We start from the raw sequence: 12,331 nt of genomic DNA, 5'->3' as shown, positions 1-12,331 counted from the left end.
AGAGGTGCGCGATGAATGATGAAAAACATACACAGCATGTCCGCCGGGCATGGGAGAAAGCCAGCCGTCTGGCGCCACCACCAGCGCCACCCCGGCTTGAATTTTATATGCCTGCCATGCCGCCCCTGGGATTAATCCATACACTGGAGATGCGCTGGTGGAGATATCGACGCAGGCGGCTTTTCCGTCGCCATATCTTACCGTTACTGGCCTATGATGATCAGTTGCTGAACGACATGGGGCACTCTCGTAAGGACATTCTATGGGCCAACCAATTACCATATAACGTCGATGCCATCCACACACTGGAAGCACTCCGGCAGCAACCCCCTCATCCCGCCCCCACCTCCGGTCAGGCGAATCAAACCAGCCGATAAGTATCGGTAAAAACATGGTTTTTCACCCTACTTACCAGCAGCGGCTAACACTCACCAGTGGTCCTTAGCGAAACCGCAAGGCAACCTGGAGGCGTTGGCCGCTTATTTTTACCCCTGCCCAATCAACTCACCCAGTATTGACAATATTTCATTAAGGTAACAAACTTAGCAAAGGCTATTTTTGTTGCTTCAGAAAAACAACTATCACGCTTTGCACCAGTGACGCGCTAACACTTTATGGATATATAGGAGCTTGGTAATGGTGATGAAACGTATGGCCGCTTTATTGGGCACACTCCCCCTGGCAACGGTAGCGTTAGCGGATGAACCACCGCTTAACGTTATGGCGACCATCGGCATGATTGCCAATGTGGCTCAAGAAGTGGGAGGGGAGTGCGTCACTGTAGATGCCATGATGGGCCCTGGAGTGGACCCACACCTGTATCAGGCAAGCGCCAGGGATGTTGCGTTACTAAGAGATGCCGAGCAAATTCTCTATTCGGGTTATTCACTGGAAGGCCAACTGGGAGATGTATTGGAAAACTTCTCCGAGCGCACCCCGACACTTGCGGTTTCACCGGCATCCATTGAGCCTGCTTCCTTGATCACGGCACAGGATGTCTATGGTATCGACCCTCACCTGTGGATGGATGTATCACTCTGGGCACAAACCCTTCCCACCATCGGCGCTGCGTTTAGCGAAGCCCGCCCCGATTGCGCAGAGATGATTGAAGCCAATATCGAGCGCTATGAGGCACAACTGACAGCCTTGCATGAGTGGGTAATAGAGAGCATTGCCAACATTCCCGAAGAGCAGCGCATTCTTGTGACAGCGCACGATGCGTTCAATTACTTTGGCCGCGCCTATGGCATTGAAGTGGAAGGTATACAGGGCATCAGTACTGAGACTGAAACGGGTATTGCAGATATTCGTAGCATGACGGATGTCGTCGTTGAACGAGACGTGCCCGCCGTATTTATTGAAAGCACGATCAACCCGCGTACAGTTCAAGCCGTTATTGATGCTGCCAGGCAACGCGGACATGACGTGATCATCGGCGGTGAGCTGTACTCCGATGCGATGGGAGATGACGGAACAGCCGATGGCACCTATATCGGCATGATTTACAGTAATACCCAAAACATCGTAGAAGCATTGGGTGGAACTCTTGCGCCGCTACCTACAGCATTAGCCGAATGGGCTGACCAGTGGGATATCACTCACTAATCGTAACCAGAGAAAGCGGATTAAGTATGGCTATACCCGACGAAACAGGCACAGCCCTAAGCATTAGAAACCTGACGGTGAGTTACCATAATCAGCCGGTCCTCTGGGATATCGACCTCGACATTCCTTCCGGGGTAATGGCAGGCATCGTCGGCCCCAATGGTGCAGGCAAAAGCACCCTGATAAAAAGTCTTTTGGGGCTGGTACCTACCTTATCAGGTGATGTAGCGGTTTACGGGCGCCCTTACGCGAAACAGCGTAAGCGCATCGGGTATGTTCCCCAACGCTCCAGCGTCGATTGGGACTTCCCGACCACAGCGCTGGACGTTGTTACCATGGGGCTTTATGGACGCCTGGGCTGGCTCAAACGACCAGGGCGTAAAGAGCGAAGGGAAGCGCTGGAAGCACTGGATATGGTGAGTATGGGCGACTTTGCTGACCGCCAGATCAGCCAGCTATCCGGTGGGCAGCAGCAGCGGGTTTTTCTGGCACGCGCATTGGTTCAACAGGCCGACATCTATTTTCTTGATGAACCCATGGCGGGCGTGGATGCCACGACAGAACGCGCCATCGTCGATATTCTGAGGCGCTTGCGCGATGAAGGTAAGACACTGATCGTAGTACACCATGATCTACAAACGGTACGTACTTACTTTGACTGGCTTTTATTGCTCAATGTCCAGGTGATAGCAAGTGGCGAAGCGAGTGACACATTCACTATCGATAACCTTCGCAAGGCCTATGGCGGACAAATCGCGTTGCTCAACGATACCGATGCCTTGATGTTTCCCGCCTCCAAAGTTGTGAGATAAACCATGCAGTGGTCACTTCTGCTTAATGACTACACGTTTCAAAACGTCATCGTCGGCGCCTCCTTGTTAGGCATGATCAGCGGCGCGCTGGGTACATTTGCCGTACTGCGCCGCCAGAGCCTTCTGGGCGACGCCATTTCCCATGCAGCATTGCCTGGCATTTGCCTGGGTTTCATCATTTCTGGCGGGCGCAGCATGGGAAGCATCATGCTCGGCGCATTGACGACCGGCGCGCTTGCCGCCCTGGTCATGCTGGCTCTGACCCGTATGAGCCGTTTGAAAACCGATGCAGCGCTAGGCATCTGCCTCAGTGTGTTCTTCGCGGTTGGCATCGTGCTACTGACCTATCTTCAGGGCACTAATAACGCCTCCCAAGGTGGGCTGGAAGCGTTTCTGTTCGGTCAGGCGGCTGCCACTCTGCGTTCAGATCTGTGGCTGATGGGCAGTATTACACTAGGTGCGCTGCTACTGCTGGCAGCGCTATGGAAACAGGCCAAGCTGGTCACGTTCGATGCGGAGTATGCCCGCACACTGGGCATACCGGCAACGTTCATCGAGGCATTGCTCACTGTCATGGTCACGCTTGCCGTCGTCGTCGGTCTACAGATGGTCGGCGTCGTCTTAATGGCGGCCATGATCGTTGCCCCGGCAGCGGCAGCACGACAGTGGAGCCGCCACCTTGGCTCCATGGTGGTGCTTGCTGCCGGCTTCGGTGTTGTCAGCGGCATTACCGGCGCCACCATCAGCACACTGTCAAGAGGGTTGGCAACCGGGCCGCTCATCATTCTCACGGCTTCTGCGATCGTCATCGTCTCGCTTGCCATTGCTCCCCAGCGCGGCCTCCTCTGGGGAGTATTAAAGCACTACCGGCAGAAATGGACACTGCACAAACAGCAAATGCTTTACACCATGTACAAGTGGCAGCTAGCCAATGCTTCCTCGCATACACGCTCCCAGGCCCAGGGATTGCTCTGGCCGCGACTAGCTCTTTTGCGCTTATATCGAGAAGGGTTCCTGGCACGGGAACACAGTGATCGCTCATATTCCGGCTGGAGTTTAACCAAATCCGGCATCACAGAGGCTCAAAGGCTCACGGCTGTTCTCGAAGGGAAAATTCAGTGATGCTGGATAACATCGAACTGCAAATTATTTTGGTAGGAGCCTTGGTTGGCATTGCATCATCTGCTGTCGGCACCTTTCTCATCTTGCGCGGCAACAGCATGCTATCGGATGCTATTAGTCACTCCATCGTCTTTGGCATCGTTGTCGTATGGCTGCTGACTCATCAACAAAGTGGCCCAGTACAACTCATTGGAGCCGCTTTAACGGGGCTACTGACGGTGTTTCTCACCGAGGCGCTCGCCAGCACCAAGCGCATCAAGCAGGATGCCGCTATCGGCCTGGTTTTCCCAGCGCTGTTTTCCATCGGCGTGCTGTTACTCAACCTGTATGCCAGCGATGTGCATATCGATACCCATACCGTACTGCTTGGGGAAATCGGCTTTGTATGGCTCGACACGACAGAGCTGTTTGGCTATCACCTCCCTCAGGCTTTAGTATCGATGGGTATTATGACGCTCATCAACTATGGCTTCATTGCGCTGTTCTACAAGGAGCTGAAACTGGCCACGTTTGATCCGGCACTGGCCAAAACATTAGGCTTCACACCCACACTACTGTTTTACATACTGTTGATGCTCACCAGTTCAACGGCCGTCGCAGCCTTCGATGCAGTCGGGGCCGTACTGTTCATCGCCTTTGCCATTGTCCCGCCCGCAGCCGCTTATCTGCTGACGGATCGTCTGTGGATGATGTTCGTCATCGGCTCATGCATCTCGGTCATTTCCAGCGTTTCAGGCTACTACCTGGCAGCTTACTGGAACGTATCCATTGGCGGCATGATGGCGATCATGACCGGCGTCTGTCTCATGCTGGCTTTCCTTGGCGGTCCTCGCTATGGCGTCCTGAGCCAGTGGCTACGGCGCCGCCGTGCCCGCCAGTCGCAAACAATGCCTTACTGACGGGGATACCACCTCACCACTCGCAGCGCATGGTGCGCTGCGTCTCCCTCCTGGCTACCCGCAAAGAACCGCCCCCGCAGCCACTGTTACCCGATACCATTTTTCCCTATCAATACTCTATTGAGTCGCCGGACAGCTACTGATAAACTAACAATAATAGTTATCATTAACACAGGGAATAACCTCTCATGCAGCCCGACACTAAAAACGCTGGCAGGAGGGGCACATCTAACACTGCCCCCCGTGAGGTAGAAAGCCAAGCGCTGCTCGGCCAGGACGGGCAGCTTGTGATCCACCATGAACAGCGGCGCTATGTATTGCGCAGAACGAAGAGCGGCAAACTGATTCTGACGGCCTAAGCGGCTCGTTACTTACGTTGACACCACCTTCCTTAACCAGCCAGCCAGGTAGCTCATAGCACCCAGCCAGCGACATTATCCATCACGCACTGTTGGAACTGTCCGGCTCATGAAACCGACCCATACCCTAGCCCTCTGCCTTACCTTACTGCCTCTGTTGGCTGCTCATGCCGATGAAGATGAAAATGACCTAAACACCGTGACGGTGACCGGCACCAGAGCACCCACTGACCTTTCCCGGGCACCGCTCATTATCGACATTATTGATCGTGATGATGCAGAACTGGCGACAGCCAGCCGTGTAGAAGATGTGCTGAGTCGCCAGCCTGGCCTGCATGTTGCTGGCCAAGGGCGCCGAAACGGCCAAACCCTCAGCATGCGTGGCTTTGGTCGCGATGGAGTGCTGGTTCGTCTGGATGGCGTACGTCAGGATATTACCACCGGCCATATAGGTAATTTCTTCCTTGATCCAGCACTTATTCAGGATGTACAGATAGCCCGCGGCGCACTATCAAGCCTATATGGCAGCAATGCGATGGGGGGCGTCGTCAGTTTCACCAGTGTTGAGGCTAGCGACCTGCTGGCCCCTGGGCAAGATAGCGGAGCACGCTTATCCCTGGGAGGCGCCACCGCCAGTGATGAGCTACGCGGCAGCCTGACTGCCTTTGGTCGCCGCGATACCGCCAACGGCCAAGTGGACGGCCTGTTTTCCGTAGGCCGCAGCGAGTCTGGCGATATTCGCCGCGCTGGAGGTGACGAGGCAGAAGAGGATGCCACCCTCAACAGCCTGCTACTGAAAGGTGGCTGGGAGCCAAACAGTGAACAGCGGGTGTTCATCAGTTGGCAGCATTACGATGAACGCGCCACCCAACCAGCCAACCCACAGCAGTTGACAAGCAGTAGTAGCAATCTACTCCGCGACCGGAATGTTGAAAGTAACAATGTACAGCTTGGGCACCGCTGGCAACCGGCTGACGTAACAGAGATAACATCGCGCCTCACCTTCAGCCAACAGGATATTGACGAGTCGGAAGCCAACCGCACCCTTGAACGTGTTGGCCTGCAAAGCGATGGTTACCACACCATGGAGCATGGCTGGCTCTCGCAAACTGTGGTGTTCGGCGCTGAGTTGGAGCAGGCACGCCAACGCCCGGACGGAGAGGCCAGTGGCTTCCCCAGAGCCGATATCGACACCCAGGCAGCGTACCTTGAGTCCACTCTCACTGCGGGCAACTACCTGGCAGATGGCGGCGCCGGGCAGTTTGACGTTGGCCTTGGAGCCCGCTATGACCGCTACGATGCCACCGGCCAAAACGATACCGATAGCGTTCACGATCGGATATCACCGCGTTTTCGGCTGGCCTGGCGGCCAAATGATGGGTTGATGCTGTTTTCCGGCTATGCCGAAGCCTTCCGCGCTCCCAGCCTTTCCGAACTGTATGCCAATGAGCGCCACTTTGCCGGTTTCTGTTCGGGCCCATTCTTCTGCGTTCCTGATAACTACTGGGTTGCCAACCCCAACCTTTCTCCTGAAACCAGCCACACTTGGGAAAGTGGCGTGGTGTGGCATCAGGGCGATTGGCAGGTACGCGCCAGCTACTTCGATACCCGCGCCGATGACTTTATCGACACCCAGGTGGACATTCTAGCGGGCACCACTCAAGCCGTGAACGTACAGCGCGCCCAATTGTGGGGCTACGACGCCAGGGTGGCCTGGCAACCCAGCGCCCTTCCGTTGCTGACCAGCTTTGTCGGACTTTCGGAAGTATCCGGCAAAGACCGTGATAGCGGTGAAGCACTGGGCAGCCAAACCCCCCTGGAGATGACACTGGGCAGTGAAGTGGCACTTTACAACAGTGATGTACGGGTAGGCTGGCAAGGCCGATTTGCCCGCGATTTTGATAAGCAGGGTGATGACGAGCGTCTACCCGGCTACGGGCTGCACGATGTGCATCTGGCATGGCGCCTCTCACCCGCTATCGATACCTCACTGCGCCTGGCCAACCTTGGCGACAAAGTCTGGTACCGACCCGATGGCAGCCTGGGCGACGGGCGCAGCCTGTTCGCAACACTCAATTGGCAGTGGTAACCCCACGGAGGTGAAGCATGATTCAGTCCCAACAGATCGCTATTCTGGAAGCGTTTGATGCAGCCCGCGCTGCGCAACCACGCCTGCCAGCCATTGATATAGCCGAGCGCTTATCGATTAGTGAAGGTGAGTTACAGGCTGCCCGGCTGGGACGCGACGTATGGACGCTCCCCCTCGCACCCGGGGATGTTGCCGCCTGGCTGCCCCAGCTTGGCCGTGTTAAAGCACTTACCCGCTCGCGTCTGGCCGTTCTGGAACAATCCGGTGACTACCCCGAGCTAAGCGGAGGAACACAAACAGGCTTACTACTGGACCCAGGTGGCCTGGACCTGCGCCTGCTCTACGCCCACTGGCACTGGGCCTGCCTGATTCGCGACCCCATGCCAACGGAGAATGGCCAAGAGCAGTGGCGCTGGAGCCTGCAAATCTTTAACCAGCATGGCTGCGCTATTCACAAATGCTTTGCCCTGGAAAACCCACAGCCACGCCCCTGGGGGGCGTTAGCCGCTCTGGGCAATACGGATACCCCGGCATTTACTCAGTGCGTGCCACGTGTCAAACGTGCGTTGCCCAAAGCCCCCACGCTGGCCACTGAGTGGGCTGCGATGAGCGATGTACATCAGTTCTTCTCGCTGCTCCAGCGCCACCAACTGGAGCGCCTGGAAGCCAACCAACTAATGGACGGCAATTTCACCCGCGCCCTGCCCGCGAATACCCTGGAGACGCTGCTGCATCGCGCCAGCCAGCGCGCCCTGCCGCTCATGCTGTTTGTGGCAAGCCCAGGCTGCGTGCAAATTCGTACTGGTATCCTGCCCACTCCGCAACGTGCGCGCGGCTGGCTGAACCTGTTTGGCGAGCACTTTACCCTGCACCTTAACGACACGGCTATCGATCAGATCTGGCAGGTTAACAAACCTAACCGTGATGGCGGTGTTACCAGTGTGGAAGCCTTCGATGCCGAAGGCTCCCTGGCGCTGCAGATTTATGCTGAGCGCCAGGAGGGCCAAGCCGAGCGCCGGGAGTGGCAACAGCTGCTTGCCGAACTCAGCAGTCAAGAGGCAGTGGCATGAGCGCAACACGCTTCGCATTCGGTGCCATGGGCATACTGCTGGTCGGCTGGCTGGCCACTGGGGCCGCACAAGCCAACGAACGTTGGGTGGTATTGGGCGGTGATATCGCAGAAACCATCGCCGCCCTCAATGCTGATATTGATGTGGTGGCCCGAGACGATACAGTTGTTTATCCACCGGAGATGGAGGCACTGCCTTCGGTGGGCTACCTGCGCCAGCTCTCGGCAGAGAGCGTACTCTCGGTTTCACCGGACCATGTGCTGGCCGCAAGCCATGCCGGCCCCCAGGAAGTGCTGGAACAACTGACAGCGGTGGGCGTTGATGTCGAACGCATTGACGCCCCGGCAACGCTTGAGGCAATCCCCGCCAAAGTACGGGCCGTTGCGCAATTGACAGACCGCCAGCAGGAAGGGGAAAGCCTAGCGCAGACACTCACAGAAACGCTGGAACGGCTGACCGAACTGCCGCCACTGCCCGAGGCGCCCGCTATGTTTATCCTGCAGAACAGTGGGCTAACACCACGGGTAGCAGGCAGCGGCACCGCTGCGCACACGGCACTGGAAGCAGCAGGCCTGAGTAACGCCTTTGGCACCATGACGGGCTATCACAGTGTCTCTGCGGAAGCCTTGGCAGAAAAGGCACCAGAGCTGGTGATTATGTCCGAGCGGGGCTTGGTGGCAATAGGGGGCGAAGCCGCGCTATGGCAGCTACCGGGCATGGCCCTGACACCGGCTGGCCGCCAGCAACGACTGCTTGTTATTGATGACCAGGCTCTACTCGGATTTGGCCCCCGCACGCCAGACCAGTTGTTCACCTTGCGTCAAAACGCGGAAGCACTGCTAAGGCCAACAAAAACTGCCCAGGTAAGCCGATGATCTCTAGTGTCAACGTTTATCGCAACCGGTTACTACTGCCGATGAACCGTCAGACACGGGTGTTGGTGGGCCTGACCCTGGCGCTGTTGATTGCTCTTGGCTGGAGCGCCACCTCTGGAGCGCTAGGCCTTTCGCCCTGGATGGTAATCAGCGGCAACGCCAGTGAACTCAGTATTCAAATATGGTGGCAACTACGCCTACCGCGTCTACTGCTGGGTGTGGTGGTAGGCGCTATGCTCGCGGGCAGTGGTGCCGCCATGCAGGGACTGTTTCGCAACCCACTGGCCGACCCGACCTTACTGGGCCTTGCCAGTGGTGCAGGGCTATTTGTGGCGTTATGGATCGTGCTGTTCCAGGGCAGTGGTGCTGGCAGCCTGTACGGCCAGTTTGCGGCAGGGTTTCTTGGGGCGTTGAGCGTATGCGTGGTGATTTTTGCCATTGCCCGGCGCCAAGGGGGTGGTAGCGCGGCGGTCATGTCACTTCTTTTGGCAGGCCTGGCGATTAACACCCTGGCGGGGGCCGGTGGTGGGGTTTTAGCCTTTATTGCCAGTGACGAGCAACTACGCCAGCTCAGCCTGTGGGGCATGGGCACCCTGACAAATGCATTATGGCGCACCACCAGCATCGCACTGGTACTGATCAGCGTGGCCCTGTGGCTGCTGATTCGCAGCGCCCGCGAGCTTGACCTGCTTCAGCTTGGTGAAGCCACTGCCCATGCCGCAGGGCTGGATGCCGTCCGCTTAAAATGGCGCATTATTGTCGCAACATCATTAGGTGTGGGGCTGTGCGTTGCCCTCACCGGGGTTATTGGCTTTCTGGGTTTACTGGTACCCCACTGTTTGCGGCTCTGGCTGGGGCCAGGGCACCGTCTACTACTGCCCGCATCAATGCTGGGAGGTGCCCTGCTGCTGGTTGTCGCCGACACCCTGGCCCGCACCCTGGGCGCCCCAGCGGAAATTCCCGTCGGGCTACTCACCAGCCTGCTTGGTGGACCCTATTTCCTTTACTTATTGATGCGCAGGAACCGGGCATGCTGACACTCCATCAGGCAGGATTAACCACCACCCCTGCCATCTCCCCTTTGAGTGGCACGCTGCGCCCTGGTGAGTTACTCGCCATTGTTGGCCCAAACGGCGCAGGCAAAAGCACTCTGCTGTCCATGCTCTCGGGCTACCGCCCCTGTGAAAAAGGGCAGCTACGCCTGGACGGCAAGCCACTGCATGAATGGCCTATCACCGAGCTTGCCAACCGGCGGGCACTGGTTGCCCAGCAGGAACTACCAGGCTTTGATTGGCAAACCGAAGAACTGGTTAGCCTGGGTAGTAACCCCAGCAAAGCACTGATCGCTGAACTGCTGGATGACCTGGATCTGACCCATCTGGCCAAACGCAGTGTGCTCTCGCTTTCCGGTGGCGAACGCCAGCGGGTCATGATTGCCCGGGGCGCCTGTCAGTTGCTGTCCCGCCGTACACCCAAGGCCAGGGATGGCGGTCTGTTACTGTTGGATGAACCGACCAGCGCACTGGATATCGGCCAGCAACAGCGCCTGATGCGCCAACTGCGCGCCTGGGCAGCACAGCACATGATGGCGATTGTAGGTGTACTCCACGACCTTAATCTGGCGGGTACCTACGCTGACCGGATATGGCTGATACATAAAGGGGAGCGCATTGCCCATGGCAGGCCGCAACAGGTACTAACCCCGGAGACCATTGCAGACGTGTATGGAGCCGAGCTACAACCGCCCAACAGCAGTACAGCGAACTCCCCTTTTCTCGCGCTGGCGCCTTAGGTGCTCTTATTCATGCGATGAAGAATCTCTCATGACCAAGTCCACGTCTGCTTTGCTGCGTATGTTCCAACATGAACGACAGCGCCTGGTTAAGCGCATCCGGCAGGTGGTTGGCAGCACCAGCGTGGCCGAGGATTTAGTACAGGATACCTTTGTCAAGCTATGGCAACGCCCGCTAAAAGAAGCTGACTCCCCCGGCTTATTGCACCGCACGGCACACCACCTGGCATTGGACTATCTGCGCGCCCAAGAAGTGCGCCAGCGCCACCATCTGGAAGAGCTGGATAACGCTGCTAACGAGCCACCTCAAGCCCCCAGCCCAGAACAGATATCGGTAACGCTGCAACAGTGGCAAACCCTCACAGATCAACTGGATACCCTTCCTGAGCGGGCGAAACAGGTCTTTTTACTTAACCGAGTCGAAGGGGAAACCTACACCGCTATCGCCGAGAGGATGGGGCTTTCCATCAGTACAGTCGAGAAAGACATGATGCGTGCGATGCGCTTGTGCCGCCAGTGGCAACAACAGTACGCAGATGAGGAAAAACGGTGCCTCAAACGTTGTACTAATAATGCAACATCGCACTCTGACAAGAGGTAATACCGTGACCACCTCATCAACCTCTACCAGCGACTCTGCGCGTTCATCACAGCTTGACGAAGAGCTGCTGGATACCGCTATCCGTTGGCATCTACGCCTCAAGGATGACAGCGCTTCAGATCAGGACCGCCACTCCTTCCAGGCATGGATGAACCAAAGTGAGCATCATGTAGTCGCCTATCAGAATGCGATCCAATTGTGGGAGGAGATTGAGCTCCCCGCCCTGCTGTTGTACCAACAGCGGCATCAACAACGTGCCCGCCCTCGCTCGTTACCACACCGCCCACAGAAACGCTCAATGCGGTGGGGCTGGGCAACCGCCGCTGTACTCATGTTAACCATGCTGCTGGGTTTTGAATTCTGGCGCGACCCTGCACGAATGGATCGCTGGATGGCTGACATGTCTACCCCGCCGGGCCAATTGCAGCGCACACTGCTGGAGGATGGATCGACCCTCCTGCTGGATGGCAATAGCGCTATCGATATCACCATGAACGCAACCGGGCGGGAACTATTCCTGCGACGCGGACGGCTGTGGATGGATGCTGCCCAGCAACAACGCCCCCTGCTCATCAATGCAGGAGAAGTCTCCATCCTGGTGCTGGGAACCCACTTCTCCGTTAGCCGCTTTCACTCCCGCACCACCATTACCGTGGGCGAAGGAGCAGTCACCGTCAGCGATGCCCAACACCGACAAACACTACTGTCTGCCGGGCAGCAACTCACCGTCCAGAATGGTGAGTTTGGTGACATTCAGGAAGTCGATCCTTTGCTGGCACTGGCCTGGAAAGAGGGTCGCATCATCTTCAACCAGGCAAGTATCGACGACATCGTCGAACAGCTCGAGCGAATGCATCCGGGGCGCATACTTTTTAATGCCCAGGAGTTTGCGGAGTTGAGCTTCTCAGGCAGCTTTCCCGCCAATCAGCCTGACACGCTCATTGATACCTTGGTAGACCTGGCTGTCATGGAGGCCCATTACCTTCCTGGCGAAATGCTTTGGTTGCGCGCAACGAGTACCAGCTAAGCAGCCCCTGAACAAATGGGTAACGCTGCACGGCACAGAGGGAGACGTTTCTGTTTTCAGGAAACATAAAAAAGCGGCCA

13 protein-coding genes are annotated in these 12,331 nt (G+C 56.9%); all 13 read left to right on the top strand.

All coding sequences use genetic code 11. The features are described from left to right. Positions 1–11: 11 nt before the first annotated feature. Positions 12–377, top strand: coding sequence for a hypothetical protein (locus HP566_RS09475; protein ID WP_249977017.1), 366 nt, complete (start codon positions 12–14; stop codon positions 375–377). Between the two features lie 259 nt (positions 378–636). Continuing rightward, the gene (locus tag HP566_RS09470) at positions 637–1,605 is read left to right on the top strand and encodes a metal ABC transporter solute-binding protein, Zn/Mn family (RefSeq protein ID WP_249977016.1); all 969 of its coding nucleotides are present in this window, start codon (positions 637–639) and stop codon (positions 1,603–1,605) included. 26 nt (positions 1,606–1,631) lie between these two features. After that, complete coding sequence (locus tag HP566_RS09465) at positions 1,632–2,417, top strand: metal ABC transporter ATP-binding protein (RefSeq protein WP_249977015.1); 786 nt, start codon at positions 1,632–1,634, stop codon at positions 2,415–2,417. Between the two features lie 3 nt (positions 2,418–2,420). Then, positions 2,421–3,539 (top strand): metal ABC transporter permease, encoded by a 1,119-nt coding sequence (locus HP566_RS09460; protein WP_249977014.1) that lies wholly within the window; start codon positions 2,421–2,423, stop codon positions 3,537–3,539. After that, positions 3,539–4,438, top strand: coding sequence for a metal ABC transporter permease (locus HP566_RS09455; RefSeq protein ID WP_249977013.1), 900 nt, complete (start codon positions 3,539–3,541; stop codon positions 4,436–4,438). The genes HP566_RS09460 and HP566_RS09455 overlap by 1 nt, the downstream gene beginning before the upstream one ends. A 188-nt stretch (positions 4,439–4,626) precedes the next feature. Continuing rightward, positions 4,627–4,797, top strand: a complete 171-nt coding sequence (gene hemP / locus HP566_RS09450) for a hemin uptake protein HemP (protein ID WP_249977012.1) — start codon at positions 4,627–4,629, stop codon at positions 4,795–4,797. A gap of 109 nt (positions 4,798–4,906) precedes the next feature. After that, positions 4,907–6,886, top strand: a complete 1,980-nt coding sequence (locus HP566_RS09445) for a TonB-dependent receptor domain-containing protein (protein ID WP_249977011.1) — start codon at positions 4,907–4,909, stop codon at positions 6,884–6,886. A gap of 17 nt (positions 6,887–6,903) precedes the next feature. Further along, a complete protein-coding gene (locus HP566_RS09440; protein WP_249977010.1) occupies positions 6,904–7,956 on the top strand; it encodes a ChuX/HutX family heme-like substrate-binding protein in 1,053 nt (350 codons plus the stop codon). Beyond that, complete coding sequence (locus HP566_RS09435) at positions 7,953–8,831, top strand: heme/hemin ABC transporter substrate-binding protein (protein WP_249977009.1); 879 nt, start codon at positions 7,953–7,955, stop codon at positions 8,829–8,831. Before HP566_RS09440 ends, HP566_RS09435 begins: the two co-directional genes overlap by 4 nt. Continuing rightward, the gene (locus tag HP566_RS09430; RefSeq protein WP_249977008.1) at positions 8,828–9,868 is read left to right on the top strand and encodes a FecCD family ABC transporter permease; all 1,041 of its coding nucleotides are present in this window, start codon (positions 8,828–8,830) and stop codon (positions 9,866–9,868) included. The genes HP566_RS09435 and HP566_RS09430 overlap by 4 nt, the downstream gene beginning before the upstream one ends. Further along, positions 9,862–10,623, top strand: coding sequence for an ATP-binding cassette domain-containing protein (locus HP566_RS09425; protein WP_249977007.1), 762 nt, complete (start codon positions 9,862–9,864; stop codon positions 10,621–10,623). The genes HP566_RS09430 and HP566_RS09425 overlap by 7 nt, the downstream gene beginning before the upstream one ends. A 31-nt stretch (positions 10,624–10,654) precedes the next feature. Beyond that, the gene (locus HP566_RS09420) at positions 10,655–11,224 is read left to right on the top strand and encodes an RNA polymerase sigma factor (protein ID WP_249977006.1); all 570 of its coding nucleotides are present in this window, start codon (positions 10,655–10,657) and stop codon (positions 11,222–11,224) included. A gap of 4 nt (positions 11,225–11,228) precedes the next feature. Further along, positions 11,229–12,251 (top strand): FecR family protein, encoded by a 1,023-nt coding sequence (locus tag HP566_RS09415; RefSeq protein ID WP_249977005.1) that lies wholly within the window; start codon positions 11,229–11,231, stop codon positions 12,249–12,251. The last annotated feature ends 80 nt before the right edge of the window (positions 12,252–12,331 follow it).

This window comes from Vreelandella olivaria (genome assembly GCF_023507745.1).
Taxonomy (GTDB): domain Bacteria; phylum Pseudomonadota; class Gammaproteobacteria; order Pseudomonadales; family Halomonadaceae; genus Vreelandella; species Vreelandella olivaria_A.
The sequence above is the reverse complement of the archived record's forward strand: the minus strand, read 5'-3'. Positions and strand labels throughout refer to the sequence as shown.

What these genes read in the sequence shown, in the direction of transcription:
- HP566_RS09475 (WP_249977017.1), top strand. Translation starts at nt 12, where the DNA reads ATGAATGATGAAAAACATACACAGCATGTCCGCCGGGCATGGGAGAAA.
- HP566_RS09445 (WP_249977011.1), top strand. Translation starts at nt 4,907, where the DNA reads ATGAAACCGACCCATACCCTAGCCCTCTGCCTTACCTTACTGCCTCTG.
- HP566_RS09435 (WP_249977009.1), top strand. Translation starts at nt 7,953, where the DNA reads ATGAGCGCAACACGCTTCGCATTCGGTGCCATGGGCATACTGCTGGTC.
- hemP (WP_249977012.1), top strand. Translation starts at nt 4,627, where the DNA reads ATGCAGCCCGACACTAAAAACGCTGGCAGGAGGGGCACATCTAACACT.
- HP566_RS09465 (WP_249977015.1), top strand. Translation starts at nt 1,632, where the DNA reads ATGGCTATACCCGACGAAACAGGCACAGCCCTAAGCATTAGAAACCTG.
- HP566_RS09460 (WP_249977014.1), top strand. Translation starts at nt 2,421, where the DNA reads ATGCAGTGGTCACTTCTGCTTAATGACTACACGTTTCAAAACGTCATC.
- HP566_RS09455 (WP_249977013.1), top strand. Translation starts at nt 3,539, where the DNA reads ATGCTGGATAACATCGAACTGCAAATTATTTTGGTAGGAGCCTTGGTT.
- HP566_RS09430 (WP_249977008.1), top strand. Translation starts at nt 8,828, where the DNA reads ATGATCTCTAGTGTCAACGTTTATCGCAACCGGTTACTACTGCCGATG.
- HP566_RS09440 (WP_249977010.1), top strand. Translation starts at nt 6,904, where the DNA reads ATGATTCAGTCCCAACAGATCGCTATTCTGGAAGCGTTTGATGCAGCC.
- HP566_RS09420 (WP_249977006.1), top strand. Translation starts at nt 10,655, where the DNA reads ATGACCAAGTCCACGTCTGCTTTGCTGCGTATGTTCCAACATGAACGA.
- HP566_RS09425 (WP_249977007.1), top strand. Translation starts at nt 9,862, where the DNA reads ATGCTGACACTCCATCAGGCAGGATTAACCACCACCCCTGCCATCTCC.
- HP566_RS09470 (WP_249977016.1), top strand. Translation starts at nt 637, where the DNA reads ATGGTGATGAAACGTATGGCCGCTTTATTGGGCACACTCCCCCTGGCA.